The organism is Catenovulum adriaticum (assembly GCF_026725475.1).
GTDB classification, from domain to species: Bacteria; Pseudomonadota; Gammaproteobacteria; order Enterobacterales; family Alteromonadaceae; genus Catenovulum; species Catenovulum adriaticum.
Window position 1 is genome coordinate 1,325,914 of record NZ_CP109965.1, and the last position, 17,838, is coordinate 1,343,751.

15 protein-coding genes are annotated in these 17,838 nt (G+C 37.1%); 7 read left to right on the top strand and 8 right to left on the bottom strand.

Features of this window, described 5'->3' with window-relative positions; all coding sequences use genetic code 11:
* Nucleotides 1-67 precede the first annotated feature (67 nt).
* The 3 genes from OLW01_RS06005 (at nucleotide 68) to OLW01_RS06015 (ending at nucleotide 2,087) form a co-directional block, all read left to right on the top strand.
* Nucleotides 68-1,099, top strand: coding sequence for a LacI family DNA-binding transcriptional regulator (locus OLW01_RS06005; RefSeq protein WP_268075824.1), 1,032 nt, complete (start codon nucleotides 68-70; stop codon nucleotides 1,097-1,099).
* A gap of 9 nt (nucleotides 1,100-1,108) precedes the next feature.
* Nucleotides 1,109-1,618, top strand: a complete 510-nt coding sequence (tadA, locus tag OLW01_RS06010; protein ID WP_268075825.1) for a tRNA adenosine(34) deaminase TadA — start codon at nucleotides 1,109-1,111, stop codon at nucleotides 1,616-1,618.
* Between the two features lie 127 nt (nucleotides 1,619-1,745).
* Nucleotides 1,746-2,087: a zinc ribbon domain-containing protein YjdM gene (locus tag OLW01_RS06015; protein WP_268075826.1), complete on the top strand. Its 342-nt coding sequence runs from the start codon at nucleotides 1,746-1,748 to the stop codon at nucleotides 2,085-2,087.
* A gap of 577 nt (nucleotides 2,088-2,664) precedes the next feature.
* Here the strand turns inward: OLW01_RS06015 and OLW01_RS06020 are convergent.
* Both OLW01_RS06020 and cysZ read right to left on the bottom strand, forming a co-directional pair.
* Complete coding sequence (locus OLW01_RS06020; protein ID WP_268075827.1) at nucleotides 2,665-2,790, bottom strand: hypothetical protein; 126 nt, start codon at nucleotides 2,788-2,790, stop codon at nucleotides 2,665-2,667.
* 464 nt (nucleotides 2,791-3,254) lie between these two features.
* Nucleotides 3,255-3,971, bottom strand: a complete 717-nt coding sequence (gene cysZ / locus OLW01_RS06025) for a sulfate transporter CysZ (RefSeq protein ID WP_268075828.1) — start codon at nucleotides 3,969-3,971, stop codon at nucleotides 3,255-3,257.
* A gap of 133 nt (nucleotides 3,972-4,104) precedes the next feature.
* On the opposite strand from cysZ, the gene smc reads away from it, so the two are divergent.
* From smc to OLW01_RS06040, 3 genes are all read left to right on the top strand, one after another.
* Nucleotides 4,105-7,620 carry a chromosome segregation protein SMC gene (smc, locus tag OLW01_RS06030; RefSeq protein ID WP_428980183.1) on the top strand — a complete coding sequence of 1,172 codons (3,516 nt, stop codon included), beginning with the start codon at nucleotides 4,105-4,107 and terminating at the stop codon, nucleotides 7,618-7,620.
* 45 nt (nucleotides 7,621-7,665) lie between these two features.
* Entirely contained in the window at nucleotides 7,666-8,706 is a 1,041-nt protein-coding gene (zipA, locus tag OLW01_RS06035) for a cell division protein ZipA (protein ID WP_268075830.1), read from the top strand.
* Nucleotides 8,707-8,867: 161 nt separating this feature from the next.
* Nucleotides 8,868-9,662 carry a tetratricopeptide repeat protein gene (locus tag OLW01_RS06040; protein WP_268075831.1) on the top strand — a complete coding sequence of 265 codons (795 nt, stop codon included), beginning with the start codon at nucleotides 8,868-8,870 and terminating at the stop codon, nucleotides 9,660-9,662.
* 98 nt (nucleotides 9,663-9,760) lie between these two features.
* On the opposite strand, the gene OLW01_RS06045 is transcribed toward OLW01_RS06040, so the two are convergent.
* From OLW01_RS06045 to OLW01_RS06070, 6 genes are all read right to left on the bottom strand, one after another.
* The gene (locus OLW01_RS06045) at nucleotides 9,761-11,137 is read right to left on the bottom strand and encodes an alkaline phosphatase family protein (protein WP_268075832.1); all 1,377 of its coding nucleotides are present in this window, start codon (nucleotides 11,135-11,137) and stop codon (nucleotides 9,761-9,763) included.
* 15 nt (nucleotides 11,138-11,152) lie between these two features.
* Entirely contained in the window at nucleotides 11,153-12,445 is a 1,293-nt protein-coding gene (eboE, locus tag OLW01_RS06050) for a metabolite traffic protein EboE (protein ID WP_268075833.1), read from the bottom strand.
* Nucleotides 12,446-12,581: 136 nt separating this feature from the next.
* Complete coding sequence (locus OLW01_RS06055; RefSeq protein WP_268075834.1) at nucleotides 12,582-13,466, bottom strand: TatD family hydrolase; 885 nt, start codon at nucleotides 13,464-13,466, stop codon at nucleotides 12,582-12,584.
* A 52-nt stretch (nucleotides 13,467-13,518) separates the two neighbouring features.
* Nucleotides 13,519-14,313, bottom strand: a complete 795-nt coding sequence (locus OLW01_RS06060; protein WP_268075835.1) for an EboA domain-containing protein — start codon at nucleotides 14,311-14,313, stop codon at nucleotides 13,519-13,521.
* A 2-nt stretch (nucleotides 14,314-14,315) separates the two neighbouring features.
* The gene (locus tag OLW01_RS06065; RefSeq protein ID WP_268075836.1) at nucleotides 14,316-15,224 is read right to left on the bottom strand and encodes a UbiA family prenyltransferase; all 909 of its coding nucleotides are present in this window, start codon (nucleotides 15,222-15,224) and stop codon (nucleotides 14,316-14,318) included.
* Nucleotides 15,224-16,405, bottom strand: a complete 1,182-nt coding sequence (locus tag OLW01_RS06070) for a 3-dehydroquinate synthase (protein ID WP_268075837.1) — start codon at nucleotides 16,403-16,405, stop codon at nucleotides 15,224-15,226. The genes OLW01_RS06065 and OLW01_RS06070 overlap by 1 nt, the downstream gene beginning before the upstream one ends.
* A gap of 364 nt (nucleotides 16,406-16,769) precedes the next feature.
* On the opposite strand from OLW01_RS06070, the gene metA reads away from it, so the two are divergent.
* A complete protein-coding gene (metA, locus tag OLW01_RS06075) occupies nucleotides 16,770-17,702 on the top strand; it encodes a homoserine O-acetyltransferase MetA (RefSeq protein WP_268075838.1) in 933 nt (310 codons plus the stop codon).
* Nucleotides 17,703-17,838 lie beyond the last annotated feature (136 nt).

Here is a 17,838-nt window from a genome sequence, read left to right on the forward strand (position 1 = left end):
CTTTAAAATATATGCCTTAATATACCTTTAATATTTAGGATTTCGTTTAGTTTATTAGGTCAAGCCAATGAAATACAAAGCGACTTCGTTTGATATTGCTTATAAAGCTGGGGTTTCGCAATCAACAGTCTCTAGGGCTTTGCGTAATAGCCCGTTGGTAAATGAAGAAACGCGGCATAAAATTCATGCTATCGCTAAAGAGCTTAATTATAAAGTAGATAAAAATGCGAGTAACTTGCGCTCGCAGCATACGGGTACGTTGGCGTTGTTGCTATTTGAAGATCCAACAATGGATGATTCTTTAATTAACCCTTTCTTTCTATCTATGCTTGGTAGTATTACCCGCGCTGCGGCTAAAAAAGGTTATGATTTATTAATTTCATTTCAACAGCTTAGCGATGACTGGCATGCTGATTATGAAGATGCTTCAAAAGCCGACGGCATTATTTTACTGGGTTACGGCGATTACCTAGATTATGAAGAAAAGCTAGAAAAACTATATGAACAAGGCACACATTTTGTGCGCTATGGTTCAGTAGCTGAAAACCAACCTGGTGTTTCATTTGGCTGCGATAATTACCAAGGCGGTTATATGGCCACCCAGCATCTGATAAAACTGGGGCGCAAAGACTTTATATTTTTAGGTGGCGCTTCAGATAATAGCCCTGAATTTAGAGCTCGTTATCAGGGGTATTGCCAAGCGTTAAAAGAAGCAGGCTTACGTATTCGAGATAACGCACAATTAGATGCTATATCCACAGAAGAATCTGGCTATCAAGCAGCTCAGCAAGCGTTTGAGCAAAAAATAAAATTTGATGCAGTTATTTGCGCATCGGATTTAATTGCGATTGGCGGAATACGAGCGATAAAAGCCCATGGATTAACAATTCCTACCGATGTTTCTATTGTTGGCTTTGATGATATTCCAATTGCGCATTTTGCCAACCCACCATTAACTACCATCCAACAAAATACCCGCTTAGCTGGTGAAATGTTGGTTGATGCTTTGATTAATTTAATTCATAACTTAGAAGTTAAAGCCAGCTTAACGCCAGCTACTTTAATTGTTAGAGAGTCCTGCGGTAGCGAACAAACCTAAATTTAAAAAATGAAAAATACAGAAACTGATAAATACTGGATGGCGCAGGCAATTGAGTTAGCAAAACAGGCTGAAGCTGAAAATGAAATTCCAGTTGCTGCAATTGTAGTGAAAGATAACAAACTGGTTGCTAGCGCTTATAATCAATCAATTCAGCTGCATGATGCTTCTGCGCATGCAGAGATTTTGGCCATTCGAAAAGCTGGGCAGGCGCTTAACAACTATCGATTGGTCGATTGTGATTTGTATGTCACGTTAGAGCCTTGTCCTATGTGCGCAGGGTTATTGGTTCATAGCCGAATTAAACGTTTAATTTACGGCGCGAGTGATGCCAAAACAGGTGCTTGTGGGTCTATTTTAAATTTAGTAAACCATCCACAGTTAAATCATCAAATTGATACGACTGCGGGTATATTAAGCGATGTCGCGAGTGCTCAACTATCTGCTTTTTTTAAACGCAGACGAGCTGAAATTAAACAGCAAAAAAAAGCACTTAAAGCCCAAATGCTTGAAAAATAACACCTTCCATTTTATATATTTTAGCGTATTCATTTATTATTTTTTTATAACAAAGATAGCCGATTGCAAAAGCAAAGGTATAATAGCAATATTTTTAATATACCTTTAAATAATCAAAGAGTCTTTAATGAGTAGCGAAACCCCAAATTGCCCAAAATGCGAATCTGAATATGTTTACCCAGATCAAAATTTACTAATTTGTCCTGAATGTGCCTACGAATGGGATCCAAATGAACCAGAAGTTGACGAAGATGCGATTAGCTTAAAAGATGTAAACGGCAATCCATTAGCAGAAGGGGATAAAGTGACCGTGGTAAAAGATTTAAAAGTAAAAGGGAGCTCGAGTGTCATTAAAATTGGTACCAAAGCAACTATCAAAAGGTTTTTAAGTGGCGATCATGATATTGACTGTAAAGTAGATGGTGCCGGCGACATGTTATTAAAAACCAGTGTGGTTAAAAAAGCTTAACCGAACCTCATATTTGGATAACTTCTGGCGGATAGTTTATAAACCCGTGTTATTTCAAGATACTGATTTCAGCCGGAGATAAAATAACCTTGCCCGTAGCAGCGGGTTTACCCCGCGTTTTATAGGCTTAGTCCGTAGCAGCGGGTTTATCCCGCGTTTTTATAGGTGAGTGTTTTGCATAGGTATAGATGATGTTTTCACGCTATATAAAATCGCTGCTACTATAACCTGAACCTTCGGGTTCTTTTTTACGATATTGACATATAAATAAATAGCGATACGTGAACAAGGCACCAAATGCATTTTGAAGTATCACGGCTATAAACTGTGTTCGGCAATCTTTAGATTGTCTATTTTGGATTTGTTGAATGCAAACTATCCGGCTGTTATGACTGCAAAACCAAATAACAGCAAGCAAATTGATATCGCCAATATGGTAAAGTTCAAGTTGATAGAGTATAGGTTACTCATAGTGCGTTTTTATCAAGGTGTATCAGTCAAGAGGGTAGAAAGGGTAGATAATATAATTAGTGAATTTATGAACATGAGGTGGGGGAGAACAGAAGGTTGAAACGCATTAAAGTGCGTTATCTTCCATCTGCATATTTGCAAAAAACTTTCTTCGATTGATTACTTTAGTGTGAATTTTCTTTAACATATTTTTACGTCGACCGGCTGCGCCAGTATTTAATCTTCTTTTCATTTATTTTCCTTTTATATTAAGTTTCTTAGACTACAAGCTTTTAGTTATTTAAACAAACAAATATGACAGAAAAATGAATTAAATGATCAATTGGCTTACATTTAGCGGCTTAATACCGTTGTTTTAAATATTTGACCCGCTAATTAGCATAAACTCGAAGCTAAAAAATAGTTATTCATTATACAATACGCTCGCGAATTCGAGTCTTAGGGTTAAAGCTAAAGCCAAATACACGAATAAAACTTTAGCTACTGACGATTTAATCGGTTTCTTTAAAGCACGTGATTTCGAACAATAGGTTTGCGTGTAAACGCATAGAAGCACGCATTGTGGCAAAGTTAGCAGTCGATTTTGTGTTATTTTCGTGTTGAGTTAACCAGGTATACGGTTTAAACGAAAGATATTCAGATTTACCCTAAATATCTTTCGTTAGTGTGTTGTATTTGTGTAGCTTTCACTTATTTTTAGTCTTTATGCAGTCTTTCGACCCAGAGTTTGGTGGCGCCGCAAACCGCAACAGGCATCACAATTAAGTTAATAATTGGGATCATCGAAAACAAACTAACGATGATACCAAAGCCAAATGTTGCAGACTTTTTGCGCCACAACTGTTCACGCATTTGACTAAAGCTTACTTGGTGGTTATCGAACGGATAGTCACAGTATTGAATTGCCATCATCCAAGCAATAAATAAAAACCAAATAATTTGCCCACCAACTGGCAGAATTAAAAACAAAACAAAATAACCAATCGCTCTAGGTATATAATAAGCTAATTTTTGCCATTCTCGTTTGAGTGTGCGTGAAATTTCGGCGCTTAACTTAAACTCAACATCTGCTTTTTTTGCGAGTGCCGGTGCCAGCATTTTTTCTACTTTACTGGCCAGTAAACCATGAAATGGCGCAGCAATAAAATTTGCTAAGCTGGTGAATAAAAATATAAATAAAACGAAAAAGCCCACAATCATAAAAGGCAAAATTAAGGCGGTTAACCACGACAGCCATTCGGGCAGCCAGTTCATCACCCAATTAGAAATAGCACTGGTTTGTCCTAGTAACCACCAAAAGGTGATACTAAATAATACAAAGTTAATTAAAATAGGGATGTAAACAAAACGTCTGATCCCTTTTTGGTTTATCAACGAAAAACCATCTAAAAAGCATCGAATGCCGGCGCTCATAGTGTCTCCTGTCATTATTTTTGAATAATGTACCGCAATTTAGCTATTTTACCCAAGTCTAAATTGTGGATTCAGTCAGCTTTTGGTATGTTCTGTGTCTGTATTCTCTAAATCTGATTTGTCTTTTAAAAGCATGCGATTAAAACAAATAAAATTAGCTGGCTTTAAGTCATTTGTTGATCCCACTAAGGTGCCGTTTCCTGCTCAAATGACGGCTATTGTTGGACCCAATGGCTGTGGCAAATCTAACATTATAGACGCGGTACGCTGGGTGCTGGGTGAAAGCTCGGCAAAAAATCTGCGAGGTGATGCTATGACAGATGTTATCTTCAATGGTTCCAGCGCCAGAAAACCAGTATCACAAGCCAGTATTGAACTTATTTTTGATAATAGTGCAGGGCGTTTGGCTGGCGAATACGCAAATTATAATGAAATTTCAGTTAAACGCTCGGTTAATCGCGATCCTACCTCTCAATATTTTTTAAACGGCCACAAGTGCCGTAAAAAAGACATTACCGATCTATTTTTAGGTACAGGCTTGGGACCACGCTCTTATTCAATTATTGAGCAGGGGATGATTTCAAGGTTAATTGAGTCGAAACCCCAAGAACTAAGATTGTTTATTGAAGAAGCTGCTGGTATTTCTAAATACAAAGAACGGCGACGCGAAACTGAAAATAGAATTCGCCATACCCGAGAAAACTTAGAGCGTTTAGAAGATGTGATTGCAGAGTTGAATCAACAACTTGAAAAATTGCAACGCCAGGCCAGCGCAGCAAAACGTTACAAAGCATTAAAACAACAAGAGCGTGATTATAAAGCCCAGTTGAATGTTTTAAAATGGCAGCGATTGACCGGTGAAGCTGACCAGCTTGAACAAAAAATGAATCAACTTAAGCTAGAGCTAGAGCAATTAACAAGCCATCAACGGGGCGATGAAGCCCAACTGCAAAATTTACGTATTCGTCAATTTCAAGCTCGCCAGGCTTTAGAAGACATTACTCAAAACCTATTTAAACATGCACAAGCTATTAGCCGAGCAGAGCAGAATTTAGTGCATTTAAAAGCACAAAAAACACAGTTAATTCAACAAAAAAATAAAAACGACGCTATATTAAGTCAATTACTTGAAAGTATTAACGAAGCCGAACAAGCATTACAGCAAAGCCAAATTGAATATGAAGCACTGGCGCCAGAGTTAGACTTTTGTGATGAAAAATTAGCGGAGTTAGCGATTCAAATTGAAGCTGCAGAACAAGACGGCCATCAGGCAAGCCAAGCGTTGTCAAGGCAAGCTAAAGCGTTTCATCAGCTTGATAATCAAGTTAAAACCCAGCAACAACAATATCAATCGACTCAACAGCTGATTGGCAGTGAGCAGCAAAGACTTGCAGTATCACAAAGCCGGTTATCCGAACTTAATCAACAACAAAGTGTTAACCTTGAACAGATTTCAGAAGAAAAGAGTATTGCGCAAGCTCGTTGCGAAACAATACAGGAACAAATTACATCGTCGGAAGCTCAATTACAGATTGATCTGTCGAACTTACGAACAAAACAACTGCAGCAACAAGGATTAACTGGCGAGCAGCAAAAGCTTGAAGCACAAATTGCCTCGCTTAATGTGTTAATTTCTAAACAAACCAAACCAGAGCAAAGTAGCTTAGATCATTGGTTTGCAGAGTGTGGGATTCAATCTGTTTCAGAACTGTATGGACATATTAAGGTGCAGCCTGGATGGGAAGTCGCGGTTGATACTGTGTTGAATCAATGGCAAAAAGCCTATTTAATTGAGCAAGATTTGCCTAACGTGTGTACACAAATACCAGCGCATTCATTGAGTTTAGTTAGCAACATAACGCCTGAATCAAATGTTTTAATAGCGGAAAAATCCCAACATGCAAGTTTGGATGATAAAGTTGAGGCGCCTTGGCCTATATTATCTATATTAGCTAAAGTCGCGATTGTTGAATCTGGCAACATAAATAATCAAGTAATTAATGATTTATTACATCAAGATTCTATTGACTCTGTAATTTGCGAAAATGGATTTTGGCAAGGAAGAGGTTGGCAGGTGTTAGCAGCATCTACTCAAGATAATTTGTTTGTACTGCAACAAGAACGAGACGATTTAAATGTACAATTGCAAAGCAGCCAGCAAAATATAGCGCAAATTTCTTTGGAAATTGAGCGGTTAACTGAAGCAACAGATGCGGCTCAATTACAAGTAAAACAATGTGAGCAAAGCCTTGCACAATCTCAACAACGTATTTATCAGTTACAAAGCCAATGGGATGCGGAACAAAATAAATTAAATTATCAAGCTGAGCAAAAACAACAGCTTGAATTTGACATTGATGAGCTTAGACTCTCAATAGAGATTCAAACTGAAAAGCAATTAGCGTTAGAAGATGCAATGGCAGCGAGTGAAGAAGCATTGGAACAGGCTGAATCTGAGTATCAAATTGATGAAATTGCCAGCCAAAGCGCTCAAAATAAATTGACGGCGCTACGTGAACAAAGAGAAACCCAGTTACAAAATCAATACCAAACTAAATTGAATTTAGAACAACTGACTCATCAAATCAGTACGCATCAAGCGAGTTTGGAAAATGCACAGCATAAATTAGTTGATATTGAAACAGAACAAGCAGAAATTGCCGAACGTTTGATTGAAATTGAATTACCTCAAGAAACTGAAAGCGAATCGCTACAGGAATTAATTGAACAAAAAACACAGCAAGAACAAGAAAAATTACAAGCCAATGACGACTTGGCCGAAGTAGAAAGTTTGCTTGCTGATATTGAAAAAGGCCAACATAGTTTGCTCGCTAAGCAACAAACTTTAAAAGATGAAATTAATCAGCTTGCGTTGGATCAAGAAGGTTATCGGGTGCGTGCCAAATCAGTTTTAGAAGTATTGAATGAGCTCAATACCAGTTTAAAACACGTACTTGAAACATTACCACCAGAAGCAGAAGAAGAAAATTGGCAAACTCAATTAGATAAAACAGGCCAATCTATTAAGCGTCTTGGTGCTATTAACTTAGCAGCAATAGAAGAATACGATCATCAGGCTGAGCGTAAAGATTATTTAGATGCGCAACATCAAGATTTAATTGCGGCTCTAAATACACTTGAAGATGCGATCAGAAAAATTGATCGTGAAACCAAAGCCAAATTTAGCAATACGTTTGAAGCGGTGAATCAAGATCTTCAACAATTATTTCCAAAAGTGTTTGGTGGTGGGGCAGCTTGGCTTGAATTAACAGATGATGATTTGTTAGAAACTGGAGTGTCAATTATGGCTCGACCTCCGGGCAAACGAAATAGTACAATACATTTACTTTCGGGTGGAGAAAAAGCCTTAACCGCATTATCATTGGTATTTGCGATTTTTAGATTAAATCCAGCCCCATTTTGTATGTTAGATGAAGTAGATGCGCCTTTAGATGATGCAAATGTAGGACGCTTTTGTCGTTTGGTTCAAGAAATGTCATCATCAGTACAGTTTGTATTTATTTCACACAATAAAATTGCAATGGAAATGGCAACTCATTTGGTTGGGGTAACTATGCAAGAGCCGGGCGTGTCTAGGATGGTTGCGGTTGATATCGATAAAGCAATTGAGTTAGCAGAATTAGAATAACCTAAACAAAATAACTTAAATTAGAACAACTTATAAAGGTAAATAATGGCCGAAGAATTAAGAATTGTATTTATGGTGTTAGGCTTATTAGCGATTGTTGCGCTAGTGGTACACGGATTTTATACCGTCAGAAAAAATAAGCAGATACCTAAAGAAGAAGATTTAGACGCTAATTCAAATATGGGCGCAGATGATGATATTGAATATGTCTCAAAAGCTCGTGTAATTAGTGGTGGCAATAATGGATCAGACAAAGCGGAGAAAACAGAAATACAAGACGAATCTGTTTTCTCTAGTTCAGAACCCCAAGCTGATACTGATAAATTAAGTGGTTTCAAAGAAAGTTTGAATAAAACGAAAAAGTTTTCATTTAAAGACGGTATTAATCGGATTAAACCTGAGAAAAAAGCAACACAAAGAACCCGAGTTGAACCTGAAATAGAAGCGACTCAATTGCAAATGAATCTGCCAGAAGATAATGTAGCAGATCAAGACATAACAGCAGATGATGAAGATGTTGATATCTCAGAGCAATTATTGGCTCGCGAATCTTCATCTACTCAATCAGCCAACACAGAGCAAAGCGCGGGTGCGAGTGAAAGTGCAGCTGAGTCGGTCGCTGAAAAGCCGGTTTCAGATGAAAAGCCATCAACCCAACCACAAGAAGTTTTGATATTAAATGTGGTTGCGCCAGAAGGCCAGTTGATGTCGGGCGCAGTATTATTACCTACTTTATTAACGCTTGGATTTAAATTTGGTGAGTTTAATATATTTCATCGTCATCAAGACGAATCTGGATCGGGCGATGTATTATTTAGCTTAGCGAATATGTTTAATCCTGGTACGTTTGATATCGATAATATTGAACAGTTTACCACTCAAGGGGTTTCATTATTTTTAAGCTTACCAGTGAATGCTGACTCCACAGCGACTTTTAACATGATGCATAATGCGGCGAAAAAGATAGCAGCTGAATTTGATGGCCAAGTATTAGATGGTCAACGTAATTTGTTAACAGGCCAAACCGTTCAACATTATATTGAACGAATTAGAGAATTTGAACGTCGTCAGCTTATAAAATCATAGAACCAACGCCTACCTTTTTAAGTCAATTGTTGAGAATTTTTTGGCAATTGACTTGAATTCAGCTTACTTTAATCCCATATAATCACCATAATCTAAGTTTAGCCTGTTTATATTTTTAAACGCTAACTTGATCTTTTATTTGGTATTTGTTGAGGTTTAATTTGTATTCACCAGTCCATTCACAGCTTGAGCAACTAAGCGCTTTTTTACCTGCTAGCGACATTTCACAAGCCCAGAAAAAGTTTGATGATACAGTGGCACAAGTGCAAGATAAGTTACAAGGAATTGACGATACAATTGATAAAGTACAGCTGATTTTAGATATTTTCTATTTTGATAATCTGTTTTGTTTATCCGTTAACCAACCTCACAATGCGGGGCACAATATGGCTAGCGCATTGGCTTTTCATTGCGCAGAAACCCCGTTACTAGCTGTTATTTTAGTTGATTTGCTCAGACATGCAGGTGTTGACGCGGATCCTGTTATGGCGCAAGCGGGCGCCTTGGTTAGAGTTTCATTAAGTGAAAACCAATTTATATTTATTAAAGCTGATTCTGGTATGAGTTTAGACTGGTCTGAAGTTGAACAGCATATTGGTTTGCGCAGTCAGGACAAATTAAATAAAGATGACAACAAGGTTAAAGGACCAAATGATTTGACCATTGCAGACAATAAAGAAATTGATTTGCTGTTGCTAAATTTATTTAAATCGGAACTGATTGAGTTAGCTGAATTTGAACAAGCATTTGAGGTATCTCAGGTGTTGCTAGAACTAGATCCTGATAATCCATATGAGCGACGAGATCGTGGGTTTTTATTGCAACAGATGGATTGTGATAAATTAGCTGTGGCTGATTATGAGTTTTTTATTAAACAGTGCCCTAAAGATCCGGTTGCTCAGGTATTAAAAACACAGTTACCGAATATGCAAAATCATCGTCGAGATATCCACTAAGCTTTTATTTTTTATAACTGTATTTTTATAACTTTATTTTTAATAAGTCGCGGGTTTCTCCCGCGACTTATTATTTATTGAGCAATTTAGCAATTGATTTAGCGTTTAAAATGTTGGTAAATTAAATCAAACACATCTGTCATTTGATAGTCTTTATCGCCAGCCAGTGAGTCAGGTAAAATTAAAATAGGTCCTTGCTCTGGGTTATCTACACAGCGCCCATGACTGCCTTTAACCAAGCTAGGGTCAAGCGGAATCACATCCATTAACATTCTAAAGCCAAGTTTTTTCTTAATCAGTTTGCCAATGACTTTAAGTGTTGGAAATTTGATGTTTGGATCAACATACATTTCAACCGGATCATAACCAGGCTTTCGGTGAATATCGACTGTACGGGCAAAGTCAGGGGCTTTTTTATCATCAAGCCAATAATAATAGCTAAACCAAGCCTCTTTTGTACTAATAGCAACTAAATCACCACTGCGCTCGTGGTTAATATTCAAGGCTTGCTGCTCCGTTTTATCTAATACCTGTTCAACGCCTGGGGTTGCTAATAATAGTGTTTTAATTTCCGCTAGGCGCTCTGGCTTATTTATATAAATATGTGCACATTGATGATCAGCAACGGCAAATGCATCACTAGCACCACAGTCTAAATTTTCAAAGCCTTTGGTTTCACGTACTTTTATACAGTCGTTTTTACGCAGAATTTGGTTAATTGGGATAACTTGGTTCACTTGCGTGATCCCATATTCAGAAACAATCAGATACTCAGGTGAAAACGCTGCCAATTCTGAGATGATATTACCTACAACCGCATCTATCGCCTGAATATCTTTGGCGATATCTGGGTGATTTGGCCCAATTTTTTGTAAGTTATAATCTAAATGAGGTAAATAAACTAACTGTAAATCAGGTTTATTTTGTTTAAATTCTTCGATTGCAGCTTTACCTATCCATTGGCTCGCGCCTATACCTGCTTTAGGCCCCCAAAAATTAAAAAATGGAAAGATACCTATTTTATCTTCAATACCTTGGTGTAAGCCATTAGGCGATGAATAAAGGTCAAACACTTTGCCGCCGTCGGCTAAATAATGCGGACGGGGAGTTATGCTGTTATCAACGTTGGCGTACATGTTGTACCACCAAAATAATTTTGAAACTTTAAATTCCGGAATTTCACGTTTTAACACATCCCAAATTTTATCGCTTTGCACAATTTGATTGGCTTGTTTCCAAAAGCCAACTTCGGCTAGCTCTTTAAAATACCAGCCGTTACCTACAATGCCATGCTCATCTGCTGTTTTACCAGTTACCATTGTGCTTTGTGCTGTGGTGGTCACAGCGGGGAAAACATCTTTTAATGGTTTTGATTGATAGCCTTGTTGAATTAACTTATTTAAATTTGGGGTATTGTCGCCCAACATATATGGGCTTAACCCAACAACATTGATAACGATTAATGGAGATGGCATTGTGATAATCCTTTATTATGTAATTTTGTTTGCTAATAAATTGCGTTTGTTAAGTTGCGCTTCTAACCAAAAAAACTCTTCGCTTAAGCCTTGTGTTAAATCAAAAGAATCTTGTGCCTGACTGGTTAAATATTGCAGCCAAGTATAAGTTTCTATTTCAAGATAAGGCTTAAAATCAGCTTGAGACTGTAAATAATCTAAACAGGCTAATATGCCAGTTTGTGTTGTATTAATTTTCTGAGCTTCACTTAATTTAATTTGGCTTAGATGAATAGGTACGTGATAATGTACAGTACAACTGAACTCAGGTTCACCTTGCAGCTGTTTTTGCGCTAAAACTTGATTGAGCTCAGCGCTATTTAAATCAGCTATATGAATTAAGTTGGTTTTGTTGTTTACGTTTGACTGATTTATTTTGCACTGATGAAGAAATTTTTTATCGTTTAATAGTTGGCAAAGCGCTTCAATATTGTGCTTGTTTTTAAGGGTTGCGTGAATAGCGTTAGATATTTGAATTTTACAAATTTGAATACCTGCTTCGCGAATTTTTTTAAGCGATAATTGAATATCTTCGTGCATTACCGCTTGGTGACAAGTGTCAAAACAGCAGCCAATATAATTTAAAATATCTTGCGCGGCTAAGCCTTTATTTTTTGCAGCGGGCAGCAAATCTTGCTTGAAAAAATCGATTAATTGTTGGCTGGATTCAAAAACACAATCAGGCTCCATTTCTAAACCAATTTGTATTCTAACTTGGGTGTTTTGTTCAAGTTGTTTTAAATATTGCGCCAGCTCAATTAAGTGTTCAATTGCAATTTGGTGTAATTGTGAGGTCCACTCTTTTGCATATGCTAGGGGCAGGGTCGATATTGCGCCTAAGTATCGTGTTTCTCCTTGGAGCTGAATTTGGGTTGCCGTTTTTTTGCAAATCGTTTGGCTTAATATATTTGCAAGATTTTGAGTGTACACAAGTCTTTTTTTATCAGCCCAAGTAGGCAAATAAACGGCTTGCTTAACAATGTCTTGGTGAAAATTACCATACGGAAAACCATTTAAACTGGTTAGCGCAAGTTGGTTTTGTGTAATAACATTCACAAAATTTTGTAGGGCATCATTATCATTAACCAGCTGCTTTGCAACAGGAGACGCAAGCCATAAACCGGATGCCATTGAATTTTGCTGGCGTTTTTTTAAAACCGGATTAAACCAATTTTGAATATTGGCTAGCACTTGAGTTAATTCGGTACCCGGATGAACATTACTACAATAAGCAAGCTCTTGAGATTGCCATAAATTAATGGGCAGCATAAGTATTACATTTGATCGTTTATTAAGTGAATATATCAATTTGTCAGCAAGTAAGACGGTTTAAATAATAACAAATTGATGAAAATTAAGGCAATTGAGTTTGTGCGTATTTAGTCCGCACAAACTCAATAAGCGGTTAGTTTTTTTCAATAATAGGATCTTGGCCGCGAGTCACTCTATTATCATTGTAGGTTTGAGTTTGATCAATTAATGGTTTTTTCACCATATCAATTGATATACGGCCACTTTGAGCAAAAAAGTTAATTGGGTTATTAAAAGTAACTAATTCAACATCGGCTTCACTAAATCCTGATTCAAGCATATGTTTAGCTGTTTTAGGTACTTTAAGCGGATCACTAATGCCCCAATCAGCTGCACTATTGATTATCATTTTCTCAGTGCCGTACTCTTTTAATAAGTTAACCATACGAGGTTCAGACATTTTAGTATTTGGATAAATACTGTGCCCACGCCAACAGTTTGTTTCTAACACTAGTGGGAGTGTTTGCTCGTTTAAATGATCAACTAATACCATTTCTTCGGCGATACCACTTTCTTTAATGGCATCTAATGTGCGTTTGGTACCATTGATTTTGTCTCTGTGTGGCGTATGAATCAGCACTGGTAGCTCTAAATTTTTAGCCAGTTCTAATTGCTCTAGTAAAAACCTGTCTTCTTCTGGTGTCATGTCGTCGTAACCAATTTCACCTACGCCAACTACATTATCTTTTTGACAGTAACGCGGTAATAATTTCATAACTGCTTCGGCCAGTTCAACATCGTTAGACTCTTTAGGATTTAGCCCCATAGTACAAAAGTGCATAATGCCAAATTGTGATGCCCTAAAATGTTCCCAGCCAATTAATGTATCAAAATAATCAATAAATGAACCAACTTGTGTTCGTGGTTGACCTAACCAAAATGCAGGTTCAATTACCCCAACAATTCCGGCTTCGGCCATGTTCTGATAATCATCTGTAGTGCGTGACAGCATGTGGATATGCGGGTCAAAATAATTCATAAATCATCCTTATTAATGCTAATGCGTGCCGGCATAAGCGTTGATACTTATATTAATCTAACAATGAGAGCGCATTTTGCTCATGAAGCTGTTGATTTATTTGTGCCTGATGCTGAGCATCTTGATGCATAAAATGCTTAAGGTACTGTTGAACCTGGCTTTGATTGTTGTTATCAAGCTGGTTAAAAATAACGGCTTGCCAAATTGAAGCCGGAGGCAATCTGTCTGCCAGTGCTTGCTCAATTGCGTAAGCAAAACACATGTTAGATAACTTAGGGTTTAGCCTGTTTTTTAAGTTTGTTATTTGGCTAATATCTAAGCCCATAAATAAAGATTTTAAGACCAACTGATTAAAATTAAGTTCCGGAAAATATTCAGCTGGGTAGGGGTTATTAAGTGCAATCGCTGAATACTCAATTAAGCTATTGCAACGGCAAGCTTTAATTGCCGTTTGTACGGCTAGACCTTGAGGATCAAGCCAGATTAAACTTGCTAGTAAAGCACATTTTTCACTTTCATCGCCAAACTGATAGTAGTTTTTTAATAGTTTGGTTGTGACCTCTGTTTGTGACTCAAACGTTATTTTTTTGTCGGTTTCAAGCGCGTTTTTAATTAATAGCAGTCTAACTAACTGAGCTAAGTTTAATGCGTTAAACTCAGCTGAAAAATCAATTTCTTGGGTGAACTTTCTTTTAACAAAAACCGATTGATTGAGTAGCTCAAGTTCTAAATCATCATGGGTTTTAGCTTGCTTAATTAGCTTAATTGCTTTTGTTAACCAAGACTGTTGTTCATCTGTTAATAACGGCGAAAGCTGTTCGGAAATTTTTGTCACTAAATTATTCATTTTTAGGTCATGTATAAATATTTACTTAAGATACGACAGGGTGGCAATAAAGCGAGTACCACCAATGCCCAAATGTAATATCCGGAAATAGCCAACATTAGCGCATCGAGTGGGATTACACCAATAATCATAAACATGATCATTTTTTGAATGTTATCAGGCGTGAAGTTAAACCAAAGCGGTATTAAACGTTTCAGCATTAAAATAAGCCAAACCACAATTAAACCACTACCGATTAATTGAGTTTGAATTGATTCACCTAATACATAAAACAGCAACATAAATAAGCTGGCTGCCGTGGCTAGCAATAATCCAGAGGTTAGCCATAATGCATTACGATTTTTAGCTTGGGTCTCTTGCTTACTCAAAAAGGTTAAGCCAGTGATATAAAACCAAATGGGTAGGGCAATTAAATAGATACTTTGAGGTAAAACTTGCTCGCTTGATTGAAACGTAAAAACAACAAAACTTGCGCCTAATAGCCAATTAAAATAACGACAAAAGCCCATCATAATAGAACCGGCTAAGCCTTCTTTAAAAACACTGTTGTAAAGCAAAATACAAGCGGCTAACCCAAACCCAACGTAAAAAGGAATTAAATTAGGCCATGAAAAATAAGCGCTTAATAATAAACCTGCGGCCATTAAACCTAAGCCAAACAGCCAGCCTATTTTTAGTGAGATTTGTCCGCTGGGGAGCGGTCGGTTTGCACGTTCTGCTAAATCTTCTTTGTAATCAAAGCAATCATTAAGCGCCATACCGCCATAATAAAAAGCGAGACTAGCCAGCACCAAAATTACTAGGCTACTGTTGACTTGACCAGAACTAGCAATTACTGAGGCCGCAATTATATTACTTATTGCGGTTAATCCATTTGGCGCTCTAACTAGTTGTAATATCGATTTTAACATTATGCTACTTGCTCAATCAGCTGGCAATATTGCTCAGATTGAATGCATTTAACTGAATCCGCCATGATTTGAATATCAATTTCATTGACTTCAAAACCTTTGCCAATTCCGTTTAATAAAGTAATACATAGGCGACCGCCCAAATGCTCTTTAAATTCGTTAAGTGCTTGCTCTACATTTAATTTACGTAGGGCAGGGTGATTTAACTCAAAACCTAACACATCGAGCAATGATAAAATTTGTTTTAATTCATGCTCGCTTAAATAGCCAAGTTTGAACGAATAAATGCTGTCCATTGCAATACCAATGGCAACGGCTTCACCATGTCTTAGTTCATTATTCGATAATTCTTCCAGTTTATGTGCAGACCAATGACCAAAATCTAATGGACGCGCACTACCATATTCAAAGGCATCACCGCTGTTTGCGATATGATTTAAATGCCATTTTGCGCCCTTAATAATCATGTTTTCCATGGAGACATCTTCAAATTGAGCTAATAAATGGCGGGCTTGATAAAGCTCATTAAAAAAGCGTTGGTCTTTGATTAATGCCACTTTTATGGCTTCGGAAATACCAGACCGCTTGTCGCGGTTAGATAAAGAATCGAGTAAATCAAAGTCGTTTACAACTGCAAAAGGGGGGACAAAAGTGCCTAAATAATTTTTGCGTTTGTGGTAGTTAATTGCGTTTTTAACGCCAACACCGGCATCGTTTTGACCTAAAACTGTGCTTGGCATTCTAATTAAACGAATCCCTCTGTGGGCGGTTGCAGCTGCAAAGCCGACAGCATCAACCACAGCACCACCGCCGATTACTAAAATATATGAGTGTCGGTCAATTGCATGTGTTTCTACAGCTTGGTAAATAGTATCTAATAATAGTTCATCATTTTTACAAGCTTCGCCGCCTTGAATAATAATTTCAGGCAATACAGGGATTTGATGGGTTTTATAATAATTTTTTAATTGTGCGATTAATTCAGGTTGATGCTTTGCCACCTCAGAATCAATAACAGGTAATAGCTTAGGAGATTCATGTAAGTTATCAATGAGCTTAAATAAGGTATCGTTGCTTACATTAAAACTTTGCCGGGTAAATAATACTGGATAATCATAACTCACCTGAAATTGTTGACGGATATTAACTGACGAATAGTCAAATGGATTATTTTGAGTCATGTTTACCTCTTTAGTACGACGACAAATCTGTACATTAGAATCGCTAATAAGCTTCAGTTATTACTAAAATATTAATCAAAGGCAAATAGTATAACCTTAGTTCAACACAATCAATATTATATGTTGAAATGCTGTTATAGTTTTTGTTTTTTAGGGTATAACGTTTACTATTTATTCATTTTAGACTACCAGAAATCTGTATTTGACGTTTTTTACCGTTTAAAAAGAGGCTTTGGTGTTAACAATTTACCGCAAACTAATTGCTTATATTTAGACGTTTAGACGTCTAGACGTAAACTATTTGACAAAAGCGGCAAATCCAGCAACAATTCACCTTCTTTAAATCAGTCTGGAGCCATAATAGATGCCTATCAAAATTCCTGATCAGTTACCCGCGATCCAAGTTTTGGGTGAGGAAAACATCTTTGTAATGTCTGACAGTCGAGCGCAAAGTCAAGATATTCGGCCGTTAGAGTTAGCCATTCTGAATTTAATGCCAAACAAGATTGAAACCGAAGTTCAATTAATGCGTTTATTAGCAAATTCACCATTGCAGGTGAATATTGATTTGCTGCGTATTGATATGCATGTTTCTAAAAATACACCAGAGTCACATATGTCTGCTTTTTATCATTTATTTGATGATATAAAAAAGAACAAAAAAAATTATGACGGCTTAATTATTACAGGTGCACCTTTAGGTTTAATTGATTATACCGAGGTAAAATACTGGGATAAAATGAAAGAAATTATGGATTGGGCACAGCAACATGTACAATCTACGTTATATTTGTGCTGGGCGGCACATGCGGCTTTGTATCATCAATATGGCTTAAATCGTTTTTTACGTGACGAAAAAATTTCAGGTGTATTTAAACACAAAACCTTAGATCCACTTGAGCCTTTAACTCAGGGTTTTGATGACGTTTTTAATATGCCACATTCACGTTATGCACAAGTGCCACTTGAGGAACTTGAAGCGCATGATAAATTGAATGTTTTAGCTAGCTGTGATGAAGGCGGCGCTTTTTTAGTTGCCAGCAAAGACAGACGAAGTGTATTTATTACTGGACATCCAGAGTATAATGCAACCACGCTACAAGATGAATATTTACGTGATGTTAAAACTGGTTTAGAACCAGCGATACCGGAACATTATTTTCCGGATGACAATCCGCAATTAGCGCCAAATAATGTCTGGCGAAGCCATGGTAACTTACTGTTTTGCAATTGGTTAAATCATTATGTGTATCAAGCGACACCATTTGATTTGTCTCAATTATCCGGGCAAAGCTAAGTTTAGGTAATTAGGTTGAATGAAAAAAGCGCCACAGGTTGGCGCTTTTGCATTTTCAAGAATCAAGTAAAATACAGGTTTTTATTTTATTACAGGCCTGTATAACAACAAATATACATTGAGTTGATGAACGCGA

Coding starts and splice junctions, on each gene's coding strand:
- OLW01_RS06065 (WP_268075836.1), bottom strand. CDS start 15,224: ATGTTAAAATCGATATTACAACTAGTTAGAGCGCCAAATGGATTAACC.
- OLW01_RS06005 (WP_268075824.1), top strand. CDS start 68: ATGAAATACAAAGCGACTTCGTTTGATATTGCTTATAAAGCTGGGGTT.
- cysZ (WP_268075828.1), bottom strand. CDS start 3,971: ATGAGCGCCGGCATTCGATGCTTTTTAGATGGTTTTTCGTTGATAAAC.
- metA (WP_268075838.1), top strand. CDS start 16,770: ATGCCTATCAAAATTCCTGATCAGTTACCCGCGATCCAAGTTTTGGGT.
- zipA (WP_268075830.1), top strand. CDS start 7,666: ATGGCCGAAGAATTAAGAATTGTATTTATGGTGTTAGGCTTATTAGCG.
- smc (WP_428980183.1), top strand. CDS start 4,105: ATGCGATTAAAACAAATAAAATTAGCTGGCTTTAAGTCATTTGTTGAT.
- OLW01_RS06070 (WP_268075837.1), bottom strand. CDS start 16,405: ATGACTCAAAATAATCCATTTGACTATTCGTCAGTTAATATCCGTCAA.
- OLW01_RS06060 (WP_268075835.1), bottom strand. CDS start 14,313: ATGAATAATTTAGTGACAAAAATTTCCGAACAGCTTTCGCCGTTATTA.
- OLW01_RS06015 (WP_268075826.1), top strand. CDS start 1,746: ATGAGTAGCGAAACCCCAAATTGCCCAAAATGCGAATCTGAATATGTT.
- eboE (WP_268075833.1), bottom strand. CDS start 12,445: ATGCTGCCCATTAATTTATGGCAATCTCAAGAGCTTGCTTATTGTAGT.
- tadA (WP_268075825.1), top strand. CDS start 1,109: ATGAAAAATACAGAAACTGATAAATACTGGATGGCGCAGGCAATTGAG.
- OLW01_RS06045 (WP_268075832.1), bottom strand. CDS start 11,137: ATGCCATCTCCATTAATCGTTATCAATGTTGTTGGGTTAAGCCCATAT.
- OLW01_RS06020 (WP_268075827.1), bottom strand. CDS start 2,790: ATGAAAAGAAGATTAAATACTGGCGCAGCCGGTCGACGTAAAAATATG.
- OLW01_RS06055 (WP_268075834.1), bottom strand. CDS start 13,466: ATGAATTATTTTGACCCGCATATCCACATGCTGTCACGCACTACAGAT.